At 54.0% G+C, this 14,896-nt stretch carries 16 protein-coding genes; 10 read left to right on the top strand and 6 right to left on the bottom strand.

What is annotated here, in order from left to right; all coding sequences use genetic code 11:
* Positions 1 to 16: 16 nt before the first annotated feature.
* The 4 genes from B9N72_RS18260 to B9N72_RS18245 form a co-directional block, all read right to left on the bottom strand.
* On the bottom strand, positions 17 to 352 hold the full coding sequence (locus B9N72_RS18260) for a c-type cytochrome (RefSeq protein ID WP_085277637.1): 336 nt from the start codon (positions 350 to 352) through the stop codon (positions 17 to 19).
* Between the two features lie 233 nt (positions 353 to 585).
* Complete coding sequence (locus B9N72_RS18255) at positions 586 to 1,188, bottom strand: FMN-dependent NADH-azoreductase (RefSeq protein WP_085277636.1); 603 nt, start codon at positions 1,186 to 1,188, stop codon at positions 586 to 588.
* Between the two features lie 52 nt (positions 1,189 to 1,240).
* The gene (gene ycaC / locus B9N72_RS18250) at positions 1,241 to 1,867 is read right to left on the bottom strand and encodes an isochorismate family cysteine hydrolase YcaC (RefSeq protein WP_085277635.1); all 627 of its coding nucleotides are present in this window, start codon (positions 1,865 to 1,867) and stop codon (positions 1,241 to 1,243) included.
* A 37-nt stretch (positions 1,868 to 1,904) separates the two neighbouring features.
* Positions 1,905 to 2,771 carry a pirin family protein gene (locus B9N72_RS18245; protein ID WP_085277634.1) on the bottom strand — a complete coding sequence of 289 codons (867 nt, stop codon included), beginning with the start codon at positions 2,769 to 2,771 and terminating at the stop codon, positions 1,905 to 1,907.
* A 95-nt stretch (positions 2,772 to 2,866) separates the two neighbouring features.
* Between B9N72_RS18245 and B9N72_RS18240 the strand changes: the two genes are divergently transcribed.
* The gene (locus B9N72_RS18240; RefSeq protein WP_085277633.1) at positions 2,867 to 3,754 is read left to right on the top strand and encodes a LysR family transcriptional regulator; all 888 of its coding nucleotides are present in this window, start codon (positions 2,867 to 2,869) and stop codon (positions 3,752 to 3,754) included.
* Between the two features lie 62 nt (positions 3,755 to 3,816).
* Here B9N72_RS18240 and B9N72_RS18235 read toward each other — a convergent pair whose 3' ends face one another.
* Entirely contained in the window at positions 3,817 to 4,752 is a 936-nt protein-coding gene (locus B9N72_RS18235) for a VTT domain-containing protein (protein ID WP_085277632.1), read from the bottom strand.
* 26 nt (positions 4,753 to 4,778) lie between these two features.
* Complete coding sequence (locus B9N72_RS18230) at positions 4,779 to 5,510, bottom strand: FCD domain-containing protein (protein ID WP_085277631.1); 732 nt, start codon at positions 5,508 to 5,510, stop codon at positions 4,779 to 4,781.
* Positions 5,511 to 5,941: 431 nt separating this feature from the next.
* On the opposite strand from B9N72_RS18230, the gene B9N72_RS18225 reads away from it, so the two are divergent.
* The 9 genes from B9N72_RS18225 to B9N72_RS18185 all read left to right on the top strand — a co-directional run.
* A complete protein-coding gene (locus B9N72_RS18225) occupies positions 5,942 to 6,805 on the top strand; it encodes a fumarylacetoacetate hydrolase family protein (RefSeq protein WP_085277630.1) in 864 nt (287 codons plus the stop codon).
* Positions 6,806 to 6,836: 31 nt separating this feature from the next.
* Positions 6,837 to 7,781 (top strand): VOC family protein, encoded by a 945-nt coding sequence (locus B9N72_RS18220; RefSeq protein WP_200811052.1) that lies wholly within the window; start codon positions 6,837 to 6,839, stop codon positions 7,779 to 7,781.
* A gap of 78 nt (positions 7,782 to 7,859) precedes the next feature.
* Positions 7,860 to 9,605, top strand: coding sequence for an FAD-dependent oxidoreductase (locus tag B9N72_RS18215; RefSeq protein ID WP_085277628.1), 1,746 nt, complete (start codon positions 7,860 to 7,862; stop codon positions 9,603 to 9,605).
* 292 nt (positions 9,606 to 9,897) lie between these two features.
* Complete coding sequence (locus B9N72_RS18210) at positions 9,898 to 10,791, top strand: SphA family protein (RefSeq protein ID WP_085277627.1); 894 nt, start codon at positions 9,898 to 9,900, stop codon at positions 10,789 to 10,791.
* Positions 10,792 to 10,851: 60 nt separating this feature from the next.
* Complete coding sequence (locus B9N72_RS18205; RefSeq protein WP_085277626.1) at positions 10,852 to 11,553, top strand: CoA transferase subunit A; 702 nt, start codon at positions 10,852 to 10,854, stop codon at positions 11,551 to 11,553.
* 11 nt (positions 11,554 to 11,564) lie between these two features.
* Positions 11,565 to 12,197 (top strand): CoA transferase subunit B, encoded by a 633-nt coding sequence (locus tag B9N72_RS18200; RefSeq protein ID WP_085277625.1) that lies wholly within the window; start codon positions 11,565 to 11,567, stop codon positions 12,195 to 12,197.
* 187 nt (positions 12,198 to 12,384) lie between these two features.
* Positions 12,385 to 13,638, top strand: coding sequence for an MFS transporter (locus B9N72_RS18195; protein WP_085277683.1), 1,254 nt, complete (start codon positions 12,385 to 12,387; stop codon positions 13,636 to 13,638).
* 298 nt (positions 13,639 to 13,936) lie between these two features.
* Entirely contained in the window at positions 13,937 to 14,575 is a 639-nt protein-coding gene (locus tag B9N72_RS18190; RefSeq protein WP_085277624.1) for a hydrolase, read from the top strand.
* A 75-nt stretch (positions 14,576 to 14,650) separates the two neighbouring features.
* Positions 14,651 to 14,896: putative quinol monooxygenase (locus B9N72_RS18185; protein ID WP_143477864.1), on the top strand; the 246-nt coding region annotated here is incomplete at its 3' end.

The raw sequence follows: 14,896 nt of genomic DNA, 5'->3' as shown, positions 1-14,896 counted from the left end.
TCGGACGGCAAGCAGGCTATTTGATCTGCTTGAGGTAGTGCTGGATAGCTTTGATTTCAGCCTGGGAAGGGGCTGCGCCATGGTCGGCCTTGAGGCTGGCATTTTGCCAGTGCGGCATGGCGGATTTTAAAGGCTTGCCATGATCATCGATGCCGGAGAGGACAGCACGCTCGAACAAGCGAGCCGGCCACTTGCTGGCATCGCCAACCAGCCGAGGGCCATTTGCACCTTGGCCTTTGGCACCATGGCAACTGGCACAATTGTCCTGATACAACGCCTTGCCGTCCGGAGTCGCCGCGAAAGCAAATACACACAAAAGCAGGAGCGAGGCTGATACGAGCACATTCTTCATGGCAACTCCTAAAGCAAACATCGGACAGAGATGATTAGATGCCCATCCTTGTCAATACAGGTTAAAGCATAGTGCCTGTACGAATGTTTTTGTGGGATTGAGCGGTCAAAGCCAGCAATCCCACGCGAGAAGCAAGGCGGTTGATTCGAGGGGGGTACCGGACAAACCGGTAGCGTAATTATCGCCCCGGCTATTTCTAGTCACGGCCTTACCCCTCGTAAAGCCGCCCCCATTCAGACAGCGATCCGCGAAAGTTCCGAATAGGCGGAAGCCAGGCTATTGGTGCGGCTCTCGTCCCCCATGTTCAAACCCTCTGCGTAGACGAATTCGACATCCGTGATCCCGATAAAGCCCAGGAAATTGCGCACGAAATCGGTCTGAGTATCAAAGGCCGTACCCGCATAACGACCGCCACGTGTGGCAAAAACATAAGCCTTCTTGCCAGAAAGCAGACCCTGCGGCCCATTCGCCGTATAGCGGAAGGTGATCCCGGCACGAGCGACCTGATCGATCCAAGCCTTGAGCGTAGAAGGAACGCCCAGGTTGTACAGGGGAAGCCCGATGACCAGCACATCGGCTTCTTGCAACTCGGCAATCAGCGTATCGGAATACTCAACTTTCGCTTGCTGTTCGGCAGTACGCTCCTCCGCCTTGGTCAGGAAGGATTGGAAGCTCGCGGCATCAAGGTGTGGCACGGGATCGACGGCAAGATCGCGGAGCGTGACCTGCGAACCCGGGTGGCTTGCTTGCCAGGCCTCCACGAAGGCGTCGGACAACTGGCTGGATTGACCCTGGTTGGCAAAGAGACTGGTCTTGAGTTGCAGTAGTTTTTGCATGGCGCATGTTCCTTTGGGTAAGAGAGCCCTGGGGAGACCCAGGGCCAACGGCTTACTTGCTGTTCTGGACGGTGGTATAGCTGTTGATCAGGTTGCGGTAATCGGGGATATGGTTGGCAAACAGCGTTCCCAGACCCTCGATGTCATTGCGCCAATCGCGATGCAGCTCGCAGGCGACGCCAAACCAGGTCATCAGCTGGGCGCCGGCAGCCGACATGCGGTCCCAGGCCGATTGGCGCGTGATCTCGTTGAAGGTGCCGGAAGCGTCGGTAACAACGAAAACCTCGTAACCTTCTTCAAGCGCCGATAGTGCAGGGAAGGCCACGCACACCTCGGTGACGATGCCGGCGATGATCAACTGCTTCTTGCCGGTGGCTTTCACCGCCGCCACGAATTCCTGATTGTCCCAGGCATTGATCTGGCCGGGCCGGGCGATGTACGGCGCCTCCGGGAAGGTTTCCTTCAGCTCGGTCATCAGCGGGCCGTTCGGACCGTTTTCGAAGCTGGTGGTCAGGATGGTCGGCAGGTTGAAATACTTGGCCAGGTCGGCCAGCGCCAGCACATTGTTGCGGAACTTGTCCGGATCGATGTCGCGGACCAAGGAGGACAGGCCGGCCTGGTGATCGACCAGCAGGACTGCAGCGTTATTCTTGTCGAGTTTGACGTAGGGCTTGCTCATGGTGATTCTCCTTTTGCTGTGATTAAGGTACTGCGGGTCAATGGCCTATCTGTCCAAAACGGCCACTATTGAAATCGTTGATTGCCTGGCGAATCTCTGCCTCGCTGTTCATCACGAAGGGGCCATAGCCGACGACCGGTTCGTTGAGCGGCTCGCCACTGAGCAGCAACAACGTAGTGTCTTCGGTGACATCGAACTCCAGGCGGCTACCGGCACGCTCCAGTACGGCCAGTTCGGCGGAGCCGACGTTATGGCGCTCGTCCAGGCGGAGCGCACCGCGCAGCACGAACAAGGCCGTGGTGTGCCCCTCCGGCAGGTCGAAGGCGACGCGATGGCCTGCTTTCAGGCGCAAATCCCAGACGTTCATCGGCGTGAAGGTACTGGCGGGGCCGATGGCATCGCCGTAGCGGCCGGCGATCACGCGCACCAAACCGGCATTGCGCGGCAGCGCGGCTTCGGGAATCCGGTCGGCGGTGATGCCCTGATAACCCGGCGCAACCATCTTGGCCCGGGCCGGCAGGTTGACCCACAACTGGACCATCTCGAAGGCACCGCCTTTTTCGGCAAATTCCGGGCTGTGGTATTCCTCGTGGATCAGGCCGGACGCTGCGGTCATCCACTGCACATCGCCCGGGCCGATGGTCCCACCGCCGCCCGAAGAGTCGCGGTGCGACACGCCGCCTTCGTAGACGATGGTCACCGTTTCGAAACCGCGATGCGGATGCTGGCCAACACCGAGCTTGCGTGTGGTCGGCGGGAAGTTGGCCGGACCGGCATAGTCCATAAGCAGGAAAGGCGACATTTCCTGCGCGATGTCATCGTAGGAAAAGATACTCTTGACTGGAAAGCCGTCACCGACCCAGTGACTGCCGTTGCTACGCTTGATGAATGCCAGCTTTTTCATGTCTGCTCTCCGTTGGTTGATGGCTGTACTTTAGAGGGCAGACAGCTCGACCACTAGATGGTTAAATCTGAAAACATTTTCCAATGGATTGCATAATGGATTTCAATCAAGCCGCGGTCTTCGTCAAGGTTGTCCAAGCAGGAAGTTTCAGCGCTGCCGCCCGTCTACTCGGTTTGCCAACCTCGACAGTCAGCAACCGAGTTGCAACCTTGGAAAAACGCCTCGGCGTCACACTGTTGCAACGGACCACACGACGCCTAAAGCTCACAGAAGTAGGCGAGTTGTATTACCAACACGCCTCAGCAGGGCTAGGGCACATGATTGATGCCGAAGCGGCCGTTACTGAATCGACGGGGGAGCCTAAGGGGTTGTTACGTGTCACGGCGCCAGCCGATATTGGCGATCAACTATTGGCCAACGTCGTTAACCAGATGCGGCGCGACTACCCGAAAGTCAGTATCGATATGGTATTGATGAACCACTACGTCGATCTGGTTGCGGAAGGCGTCGATGTCGCAATCAGAACCGGTGCGCTCAAGGATTCGAGCCTGATCGCAAAAACCGCCGGGGTCGCACAATGGGTACCGTTTGCCAGCCCCGACTATCTGAAAGCCGCATCGACTCCCGACTTACCTCAAGACTTGCGCCACCACGGCTGTCTGCAGTTCACGCCTTTGGGCAAAGAAAGTTGGACCTTGAAGGGGAAAGACAGCAGCGTGACCGTGCCCATGGCGGGGCAGGTATTGATAAACGACATCCGGGTCATCCGCTCAATGGCGCTGGCAGGGGCAGGGGTTGCCTTGCTGCCTATGTATCTGTGTCGCGATGATTGCACAGAAGGCCGGTTGGTACGTGTCCTGCCGGAATGGCATGCCAAGGCCGACCCCGTTCATATCGTCTATCCCCGCCAACGCTTCATGGCGCCGAAGCTACGCGCCTTTATCAACTTGGCGACACAAGAATTGGGAAAGTGGCTGGAATAGCCCAAAGCGCTCTAAATTGGGACCCACCATGAGCAGGGTGGCAAGACGCTTGAGTGTGTCGCTTATTGAATCGGTGCTTTTTCGCGGGTGGCGTCGATCCATGCAGCGTAGCCACCCTGGAGTGGTCTGACGGAAAGATACCCGTCATTCAGCAAACGACGAGCGGCAAGAATGGCGCTGGCATCCTCCGGGCAGGCACATAACGTGACGATAGGCCGATTTTTGGGCCAATCGCCAATAGCTTCACGCAGAAAGCCCAGCTCGGCAACGATGGCACCGGGAATCGGGCCAGTCTCTGCAATCATGGTCGGCCCCCGTAGATCGAGTAGCAGCGGACGCGGTTCGGCCGCCTGCGCATCAATCAACTCAGCCGGGGTAATGTGGGGGATGGAACAGTACTTCCTGAAACGATATTTTTGCCATAGTTTCCATCCCAACCAGATGCCGAACGCCAGAAGAACAGCAAGCAATGCCCGACCGGCATGCTCGTCGAGCGATGAGATAGCAACTTGAACCGCGCCCTTGAGAACCCACCCAGCGCCAAGTGCCAATCCGGCCCATAGGCTTGCTCCAGCCCCAGCGGCCAGAAGAAAACCAGGCAGACTCATGCGCAATGCACCGGCAATGGGGGGCGCGACGGTCGAGAATCCGGGGATGAATTTGGCCAGCACCAGCGATGACAAACCCCAGCGAATGAAGCGAGCTTCCGTCTGGCTGACGCATGAGCCTGGATTGATGGAGAGCTTGCACAGTCCGGCCAATACCCGATAACCAAAGACCGTCCCCAGCCAATACCAGATTGCATCGGCGAGGACGGAGGCGAGAGTAGCAACCGTCAAGGCCTGGCCCAGATGACCGAAGGTCACTGCCATGCTGCCGGCCAGCAGCATGGTGGGCACGGCAGGAACCGGCAGCCCCAGTTGCTGCAAGAGAACGTTCATGAACAACACCGTCATGGTGTTCTGCTGCAGAGCCTGGCTGATTTGGTTAATTTCCACAGAACCTCCCAGGGGCCGAAGCCCACTTAGGCCGTGCGGGCAAGTTGCTTGCTATGTTGTTGTGCCAGAACCAGTTGCGACGTCAAGGCGAAATGCTCAGCGAGCAAGGCGCATGCTCTGTCGGCGTCACGTTCAAGTGCCGCATTGACGATTTCTTTATGTTCCGTCTGCAAATCTCGCGCCTTGGCGCTTTCGGCCTGAATTGAAATGTGCCGATATCGACCTGTTTGCTCCCGGAGCAACCCTGAGAGCTTGATCAGCCAGGGGGAGGTGCAGGCGCTAATTAAAGCCGAGTGCAACGCATCGTGCGCATGGTCCCACTGAGGGTTGATCTCGCCGTTTTCCGGATTGCGAAGTGCAAGGTGGCTCAGGCGATGCGAAGCAGAAAGAAGGTTGCTTTCCCAGTCGAGATCGCCATGCAAGATTGAATCCCGCAATGCTTCCGACTCGATCCATTGACGAATACGAGTGATATCCAGCAATTCCGCTTCCGAGATACCGGCAACCCTAAACCCCTTCTGGTCTTCGGCCTCGACAAATCCACTCATTACCAGCCGCGACAGTGCCTCACGCAAGGGGATGGCACCCGCGCCGTATCGCTCGGAAAGCTCTCGCACCTTGAGTTTCGACTGCGGCAGGAACACCCCGGCGATGATGTCTTGTCGGATCGACTCCGTGAGTATGGAGGCAAGGGTCTTGGTTTGCGCTTCTTCGTGACTACGCAATGGGCCTGGCGCTGCAGGATGTTTAGTGCTCAAGAGAACTCCGCGGGATGTGTCTGGCTGTCATGGGTTACCCGGTTTCCATTTTAGTGTGGTGCGGGCGAAATATCTACAAGCAGATTTTTTATATATTTTTCTTGATTTGTATATTTTCAGGGTGTAGCTTACATCTCATGCGAACACCGCATTGCCTCGGGGCTGGCCACACTAGCAGCGCCCATGACACAGGGAGGTACTCTGAACTGGACAGCCCCTTCAACGGGACAGGTTCAGCAGGGAATGGGTCTTGGCGGAAAGGGCAAGGCTTGGTCAGTGCAGGGCGAATCATCATTAATGCCTTGCTATACCAGACCGGCTTGGGGAGAGGGTGTTCGTTTTGATTAATCTGGCGCTATGTCCTTGCTGCTTGGCTAGGTGGGCGCCACCCCAGAGCAACACAGCATGCTCGATCACGAGGGAAGCAACTTATGAAGCTGGTAACTTTCACCCACGCTGGAAAGACACGCATCGGAAAACTGGAAGGGAACGTGGTGATTGACCTTTCCAGTGCCTGCCCCGAATTGCCGCGGGACATGGTTTCCCTTCTTGAACTTGGCGAAAACGCGCTGACCAAGGTGCGAAACGTTGCCGCCGTAGAGGCTGATCAGATCGCCCTGCCTGACGTCAAGCTTGAAGCCCCGGTTCAAAGGCCATCCAAATATCTCGCGATTGGCATGAACTACCAGGATCACGTCGAGGAGTCTGCCCGCAAAGGCATCAAGATGCCGGAGACCCAGATTTGGTTTAACAAGCAGGTTTCCTGTGTCAATGGTCCATACGACCCGGTCAAAATGCCCAGCATGTCGGACATGCTCGACTACGAGGTCGAGCTCTGCGTTGTTATTGGCAAGAGCTGTAAGAACGTTTCCGCAGCCGATGCACATTCGGTCATTGCCGGCTATATGGTGGCTAATGATTACAGCGTACGTGACGTGCAGTGGAAAAGTCCAACCTGGACGCTTGGCAAGTCGTTTGATACCCATGGTCCGGTTGGCCCCTATCTGGTCACTTCCGATGAAATCGAAAATCCGCACAATCTGTCGATGCGACTGACGGTCAATGGCGAAGAGCGCCAAAACAACAGCACCCGCTTGATGGTTTACAACATCTATCAGCAAATTGAGTTTCTTACCCAGATTCTAACCCTGCACCCTGGTGATTTAATTGCGACCGGCACGCCAATGGGAGTGGCAGCAGGCATGAATCCGCCGATTTATCTCAAAGCCGGTGATGTTGTCCGGGCCGAAATCGAGAAGGTCGGCCACATCGAAAACAGGATTATTCCAGCCTGACCTTAATAATAATTAAATGAAGGAGACTAAGGTGAGTGGAGATCAAGAAGGATGGGCTGAGGCCGGCGTACACTCGATACACAGCTTTGGCTTGTTTGTTCCAGACATTGACGAGGCCAAAAGATTTATCAATGCATTCGGCCTTTCCGTGGAGCAGCGTGGAAACGTGCTGCTGGTCCGTGTTTTTGGCGACGATCATGTATGGCTGAAAGTCATTCAGGCGGAACGCAAGGCACTCGCTTATCTGAGCCTGGGGTGTTACGAGGATGATTTCGAACAAATCAGGCATCAGATCTTGGCCGCAGGAGGTCGCCCAGCTGAATCGTCACCCTACGGCAGTCAGCAAGGGTTTTGGTTTCACGATCCGGATGGCAATCTGATTCAGCTCTGGGTCGCGCCCAAAATGATGCCCGGCGACAAAGCTCAATTAGGTGACAAAAGCGTGCCGGTTGGTATTCAGGGTGCGTTTTTCCGGTCAACTGCGCCCAAAATTCAGCCAAGCAGGCTTGCTCACATGTTGTTTTTTACAGGGGACATGCCCAGAACTCTGCAGTTTTATGAAGAAGGCCTGGGCGTAAAGGTGGCCGATAGAAGTAAGAACCTGGTTGCCTTTACTTATGCCCGCCATGGCTGTGACCATCACTTGATTGCCTTCGTGGCCAGCGAGCAGGGACGTGGTTTTCACCATAGCGCATGGGACGTTCCAAGCATTGAATGTGTTGGGCTTGGTGCTGAGCAGATGCGCGCTGCGGGTTACTTGCACCATTGGGGAGTTGGTCGGCATGTGCTTGGGTCCAACTATTTCGATTATGTGCAAGACCCTTTTGGTTCATGGTGGGAATATAGTGCGCATATCGATTATATCCCCAAGGGGGTGAAATGGAATGGCGGCGATAGGGACCCTGCAGATTCGCTTTATCTATGGGGCCCCAGCGTCCCGGAGTGCTTCGTTCAAAATAATGAGATCAACTCTTAACAATAAACATCTCTAAAAGAGAAACTGTAAGTTGATCTTTATAATCCCATCTTGGGAAATCTATAAATGGAGTGAGCTATGAAACAGATCAAGGTAGATGTCTTTGTGGTTGGAGCCGGTCCCACTGGCCTGAGTTCTGCTGCGTTGTTGGCAAAATACGGTGTGGAAGTACTGGCGATCACGCGTTATCCCGGTACGGCAAACTCACCGCGTGCACATGTAACCAATCAACGTTGCATGGAGGTATTCCGGGATCTTGGTATCGAAAAGCGCATCGTGGCAGCGGCCACCCCCAATACTCTGATGGGGGGAAATATCTGGGCAACCAGCTTTATGGGTAAGGAAATTGCCCGTCTGGCTGCATGGGGAACTGGCGAAGAGCGCAAGGCCGATTATGAAATTTCCAGCCCGAGCGAGATGTGCAACATTCCACAGCATGTAATGGAGCCGATTGTACTGGATGCGGCGCGGGAATTTGGCGCAAAGGTAATGTTTAACACCCTGCTGGTTGCCATGCGTCAGGATGAACATGGAGTCTACTCGATTTGTCGAGATGAAGTGACTGGCGAAGAAACCGAGATTATTTCCAAGTATGTGATTGGCGGGGACGGTGACAACAGCGTCGTGGTCAAGGAAATTGGTTTCGAGATGGAAGGTGAGATGGGGCTGGGCGCAGCCGTCAACTGCTGGCTCGAAGTCGATCTGACCAAGTACACCGCGCATCGCCCAGGCGTGCTGTACTGGCTGGCCCAGCCAGGTAGTGATTACTGGGTTGGAAGTGGCACCTGGATCAGCGTCAAGCCGTGGAACGAATGGGTGCTCCTGTTTATGTACAACCCGGAAGAAGGCATGCCCGACCTGAGTGAGGCCGGCGTTATTGCCCGTGCTCGTACCTTGATCGGCGACCCAGATATCGAGATCAAGGTCAAAGCTGTATCGAAGTGGACCATCAACCACGTCGCGGCGAAGTACATGCGCAAGGGGCGCGTGATGATCGCCGGCAATGCGGCACACCGGCATCCGCCAGCCAACGGTTTGGGGACCAACACCTGCGTGCAGGATTCCTTCAACCTGTGCTGGAAACTGGCGATGGTGTTGAAAGGGCAAGCAGACCCGTCATTGCTCGATTCCTATTCCGACGAGCGCCAGCCGGTAGCGCGCCAGGTGGTCGATCGTGCAATGAAATCGGTACGTGACATGCTGCCCATTTCCAAGGCACTCGGCTTCGAGCCGGGCCAGTCCGCCGCGGATGGCTGGGCTTCTCTGGATGAGTTGTTCGGCAATTCGCCACGGGGCAGGGAGCGTCGAAAGGAACTGACTAAGGCAATTGAATTGCAGAACTATCAATTCAACTGCAACGGGGTCGAACTCGGTCAGGTCTACGCTTCTTCTGCCGTCGTCCAGGATGGTAGCCAACGTCCACAACCGACTCGCGATCCAGAACTTTACTATCAGCCGACAACTTTCCCAGGAGCCTACATTCCCCACGCCTGGCTGGAAGTAGATCGTAAAAAGATCTCGACCCTGGACGTAGTCGGTCACGGTGCTTTCACCGTCGTCACAGGGGTAGGGGGGCAGCACTGGGTCGATGCGGCAAAGAAACTTGGCGCCGAGTTTGGTGTGCCTGTCGAAGCAATTTCCATCGGCAACGGACTCGATGCGCTGGACATTTATGGTACTTGGGCCAAGCGTCGAGAGATCGAAGAGGATGGCTGCTTGTTGGTGCGTCCGGATCGTTATATCGCTTTCCGGGCCAAGCAGATGGTAGGTGACCCAGAACAGCAACTTCGCCAAGCGCTGCACCAGATTCTGGGGCGCAATTAACTAGCATCAAATGCTTTGAATCAAAGTCGAACTCATGACCTGCTTTTATCCAGACCGGCCAGCCTTCGACTTTGATTTTCAGGAAGCCAACTTTATTGTTAACAAATTTAGATCATTCGTAAGCTTGATCAAAAAATTGATATAAATTTTCCAGCCGAAGCCAAACAGCTAGGCCGGTTTTATTTCTCTTTTTTGCTCAAATAGGCTTCATAAAAATAATTTGCTCTTTTGTTGTGCGCAGGTATTTTTTTAAACTAAAAATATGACATTGGAATAAAGGAGAACACTGGAAATGAGGAAGAATACCAAATACAAATTGATTACCGGTTCGGTATTGCTGCTTGCCAGCTCATGTGGCTTTGCCACTGAAAACGGTGGCGGCATGTATCCGAATGGTAGCGAAAATTACTTGGCTGCCGCTGTTCCTCCACCGGGTGTCTATCTGCAGGGCTTTGCTTCCAGCTATCACGCAGATGAGCTGCATGACAACTCTGGCAATAAAATTCCGGTTGACTTCAAGGTGGATGCCAATGCCTTTGCTCCCCGATTGATTTGGGTAACTCCCCAGACTGTATTGGGAGGAAATCTGGTATTCCATGCAATTGCCCCTCTCGTCAACCTAAAAGTCAGCGTTAATGGGGCCAGTCAAACCAAATCAGGCCTGGGAGACATGTTATTTGGGACGGCTATTGCCTATCACGCCTCTGACAAGCTGCATTATGTTGTTGGCGTGGACGTCAATACACCCACTGGCGAGTACGATAAAAACAATCTGGCCAATATCGGTCGCAATTACTGGAATGTTGAGCCATTGATTGGAGTTAGCTATGTGCAACAATCCGGCATTAATGGCGATCTAAAAGTAATGTACGACTACAACTGGAAAAACAAAGACACCAACTACAAAAGCGGGCAAGAGCTGCATGCTGATTATGCGTTAGGCTGGGGACTCGGCAACGGCTGGGTAGTTGGCGTGGGTGGTTATATCTATCGGCAGACAACTGATGATAAAGGCCCTGCAGCCCCAGAAAATGGCAATCGCGGACAAGCCTTCGCTATCGGCCCATCCATTAAATACGACAACGGTAAAGGCTTTTTCGTGACAGCAAAGTGGCAAAAAGAAAGCGGCGTAGAGAATCGCGCAAAAGGGTCGGAGTTCAAAGTAAAGCTCTCCATACCATTCTAATGCGCATGATGCTTCGTCGTGAAGCCATTTCAAAGGCAAATTCAAAATCGGATAGAAGTCATGGATAAATTTTTCCCAAATGCGAGCGAGGCTTTGACTGGTTTGACCAGTGATGATCTGACCATCGCAGTTGGCGGCTTTGGACTGTGCGGAATACCCGAGGTACTGATCGCTGCGTTACGCGACAGTGGCGTGAAGGGATTGACCTGCATCAGTAACAATGCTGGCGTGGATGGCTTCGGATTGGGCCAACTACTGGCCACCCGGCAAATCCGCAAAATGATTTCGTCCTATGTGGGCGAAAACAAGGAGTTCGAGCGGCAATATCTCAGCGGGGAACTGGAACTTGAGTTCACCCCGCAGGGCACGTTGGCCGAAAAGCTGCGGGCTGGCGGCGCGGGGATTCCGGCCTTTTTTACCCGGACCGGGGTTGGCACAGTAGTCGCCGAGGGCAAGGAGGTGCGCGAGTTCAATGGCGTGCCGCACATCCTGGAGCCGTCACTGACCGCAGACATGGCACTGATCAAGGCGTGGAAGGCTGATCGTGCCGGCAATCTTATGTTCAACAAGACCGCACGCAATTTCAACCCGTTATGTGCGATGGCTGGCCGGGTGACGGTAGTGGAGGTAGAGGAGTTGGTCGAGACCGGCATGCTTGATCCGGACGAGATTCATCTACCTGGCATCTACGTTCACCGCATAGTCGTCAACCCCAGTCCGGAAAAGCGTATTGAACAGCGCACCGTCACCCTACAGGCCTGAGGAGAACAACGATGGCATGGACCCGCGATGAAATGGCCCGTCGTGCGGCGCAAGAGCTGCAGGACGGCTTCTATGTGAACCTCGGCATCGGTCTGCCGACGCTGGTGGCGAACCACATCCCGGAGGGGATGGACGTGTGGCTGCAGTCCGAGAATGGCCTGCTCGGCATCGGACCGTACCCCACAGAAGACAAGGTCGATCCGGATCTGATCAACGCCGGCAAACAGACCGTAACCATAGTACCCGGTGCCTCTTTTTTCTCTAGCGCCGATTCGTTCGCGATGATCCGCGGCGGGCATATCGACCTAGCGATTCTTGGGGCGATGCAGGTGAGCGAAACCGGAGACCTGGCCAACTGGATGATCCCAGGCAAGATGATCAAGGGTATGGGCGGAGCGATGGACCTAGTAGCTGGAGCGAGTCGGGTGGTGGTTTTGATGGAGCATGTTGCCAAGGGCAATGCATACAAAATTGTCACTCAATGCACTCTGCCTTTGTCTGGCGTGGGGGTAGTCAACCGGATCATCACAGACCTCGGCATTATTGATGTGACTCCGGCAGGTCTGAAATTAGCCGAATTGGCGCCAGGTGTATCCGCAGAAGAAATCCAACACTGTACCGGAGCATTATTGAATGCCGAGTGAACGTCCAACAATCCGCTCGAAGGATTTTTCAACTTATACAAATTAGAATAATTGCCATTCAAAAATCTGGTTAGAGCCTTGATTGGTAGATCACCAGATTTTTCATTAATCCTTATGAGTTGCCATTGTATTTTTTGGATGGCAACCCAAGCCACAAAGAAAAATCTGATAAATGGAGACTGTTATCATGAAAAATAAGTTAAATTCAGACTGGGATACAGCATATGAGTGGAAGGTTGTCATTCTGCTTTCACTTGGCTTTGGACTAGTTGGCGTTGATCGTTTTATGATCATGCCACTCTTCCCGGTCATGATGAAGGACCTGAAGCTAGACTATCAGGACCTTGGGCATATTACGGGTGCACTATCGATTGCATGGGGCATTTCTGCCCTATTCATGGGGAACCTTTCTGATCGTATTGGGCACCGTAAGGTGATTATCCCGGCAATGATTGCCTTCTCTTTACTGGCCGGGGCAAGTGGTCTTGCTAGTGGCGTTGGCAGTCTGATCATGATTCGTGCTCTGATCGGCTTTGCTGAAGGAGCCTATACACCTGCTAGTATCACGGCAACTATTGACGCTTCGAAGCCAGCCAGGCACGGACTAAATGTCGGCATTCAACAGGCGGCCCTGCCATTGTTGGGTTTAGGCATTGCCCCTATTGCTGTTACTCAACTTCTCAAGGTCATACCATGGCATTGGGTATTTGCAATGGTGTCAGTGCCAGGCCTGATACTTTGCGCCCTTGTTTACAAGATTCTGCATAACACATCGGCAGAGGCCGCTGCTGTTCATACGGAAAATCACGATAGCAGTGATCATAAGTGGCACGACGCCCTGCGTTATAGAAATGTACCATTGAGCATCATTGGTATGCTGTGCTGGCTGACTTGTCTTATTGTCTTGAGTGCATTGCTTCCAAACTATCTCACCGATTTTCTGCATTTGACACTTGAGCAGATGGGGTTCGTTCTATCTGCAATTGGCATCGGCGGAACACTTGGTGGATTAACGTTTCCTGCACTATCTGATCGACTCGGACGAAAACCCGTGATGATGATTTCCGTTATCGGTGCGTTCGCTGCATTGTGGTCACTGTCTAACACTGGGCCAAATCCGACAGTATTGTTTTTCTGGCTTATGATGGCTATTTTTTTCGTGTTCAGCATGATTACGCTCACCGTTGGTCCTATTAGCGCAGAGGCCGTCCCCGCAAAGCTAATGACAACTGCCTCTGGTCTTGTTATTGGTATTGGCGAGATATTTGGGGGAGGAGTTGCCCCATCGGTTGCTGGTTATGTTGCGAAAAATTTTGGCATTCAATACATCATGCATCTTGGCATGGCAGCGCTAATAATCGGTTTTATTGTTTCTGCTTTACTTGATGAAACGGCCCCTGCCAGGGTGGTGGCAGTCGTAAAAAAGGGCGCGGTTTCGTAAGAAGCAAGGCCTAGGCTAAGCCGAGATGGTCATATGAAGCCATCCCGGCTTAGATTATGGAGAAATTATTAGGCTTTGGATGCACAAGATAAATTCTGGGGTATTCGCCTTAAGCAACGTGCCTTCTGCATGCGGCTGAATCGCGGTTCCAATCAGCCTGCGTACGCTTTCGCACGGTGTTCTGTTTCGCAGAACACCGTGTGTCGTGATCGGCAACTTCAGCTTCTTCGTGGGAGCCTACACTGTATGCAGTGCGTCAACGCACTTACCACAGCAACCCAGGTTGGAGGAGAAAACGATGGCTAGTGAAGTGATTCGCGATCCGAAAAGTGATCATCTGCTTACCCCCCAGAATGCTGCTTTCATCGTCATCGATTATCAGCCGGTGCAAGTGAACTCTATCGCCTCGATGGATCGGCAACTCTTGATCAACAACATCGTAGGCACCTCTAAGGCTGCTGTTGCTTACGGGCTACCCATCATCCACTCCACCGTCAATGTGAAGACCGGCTTGAATAAACCGCCGATCCCGCAGCTGCAAAGGGTGCTCGAGCATTTGCCCACCTACGACCGCACATCGATCAACTCCTGGGAGGATGTGGAGTTCAAGCAAGCGGTCGAGGCGACGGGGCGAAAGAAACTGATCATGACCGCCCTGTGGACCGAGGCCTGCCTGACCTTCCCGGCATTGGACGCTCTCAACGAGGGTTATGAAGTGTATGTCGTGGCCGATGCAGTGGGAGGCACCTCCGTCGCCGCCCATGAGGCCGCATTGCGTCGTATCGAGCAGGCCGGCGGCAAGATGATTAGTGTGGCTCAACTGTTCTGCGAACTGCAACGCGACTGGGCTCGCAGCGAGACGGTGCCGGCCTTCATCAACTTGTTCATCGAAACGGGCGGCACGGCGGGCATCCAGTTCTCTTACGACAGAACGTAGCAGCCACCAGCCTTGTTAGAGGGGGCGGAGTATCGCCCCCTCGCAATCCACCTCATCGGGAAACAAGGAATGACCATGAGCGATTTTTACGTGCTCGCCGTTTTGTACGCAAAGCCGGGGCGAGAAGACGAATTGCGGGAAAACCTGGCTGCACTGGTGGAGCCGTCACGCAAGGATGAAGGTAACTTGCGATACGAGCTATTTGTTCAACAGGATGACCCACGACGATTTGTCTTTGTGGAGCACTGGGCGAGCCCGGAAGCACAGCATAAGCATCACACGCAAGGCGAGCATATCCTCCATTTCCACGCAGGAGGCATA

Source organism: Pseudogulbenkiania subflava DSM 22618, from assembly GCF_900177275.1.
In the GTDB taxonomy this organism is placed as follows: domain Bacteria; phylum Pseudomonadota; class Gammaproteobacteria; order Burkholderiales; family Chromobacteriaceae; genus Pseudogulbenkiania; species Pseudogulbenkiania subflava.
Note: the sequence above shows the minus strand (reverse complement) of the source record. Positions and strands in the feature narration are given on the sequence as shown.

Coding starts and splice junctions, on each gene's coding strand:
- B9N72_RS18260 (WP_085277637.1), bottom strand. CDS start 352: ATGAAGAATGTGCTCGTATCAGCCTCGCTCCTGCTTTTGTGTGTATTT.
- B9N72_RS18255 (WP_085277636.1), bottom strand. CDS start 1,188: ATGCAAAAACTACTGCAACTCAAGACCAGTCTCTTTGCCAACCAGGGT.
- ycaC (WP_085277635.1), bottom strand. CDS start 1,867: ATGAGCAAGCCCTACGTCAAACTCGACAAGAATAACGCTGCAGTCCTG.
- B9N72_RS18245 (WP_085277634.1), bottom strand. CDS start 2,771: ATGAAAAAGCTGGCATTCATCAAGCGTAGCAACGGCAGTCACTGGGTC.
- B9N72_RS18240 (WP_085277633.1), top strand. CDS start 2,867: ATGGATTTCAATCAAGCCGCGGTCTTCGTCAAGGTTGTCCAAGCAGGA.
- B9N72_RS18225 (WP_085277630.1), top strand. CDS start 5,942: ATGAAGCTGGTAACTTTCACCCACGCTGGAAAGACACGCATCGGAAAA.
- B9N72_RS18215 (WP_085277628.1), top strand. CDS start 7,860: ATGAAACAGATCAAGGTAGATGTCTTTGTGGTTGGAGCCGGTCCCACT.
- B9N72_RS18210 (WP_085277627.1), top strand. CDS start 9,898: ATGAGGAAGAATACCAAATACAAATTGATTACCGGTTCGGTATTGCTG.
- B9N72_RS18205 (WP_085277626.1), top strand. CDS start 10,852: ATGGATAAATTTTTCCCAAATGCGAGCGAGGCTTTGACTGGTTTGACC.
- B9N72_RS18200 (WP_085277625.1), top strand. CDS start 11,565: ATGGCATGGACCCGCGATGAAATGGCCCGTCGTGCGGCGCAAGAGCTG.
- B9N72_RS18195 (WP_085277683.1), top strand. CDS start 12,385: ATGAAAAATAAGTTAAATTCAGACTGGGATACAGCATATGAGTGGAAG.
- B9N72_RS18190 (WP_085277624.1), top strand. CDS start 13,937: ATGGCTAGTGAAGTGATTCGCGATCCGAAAAGTGATCATCTGCTTACC.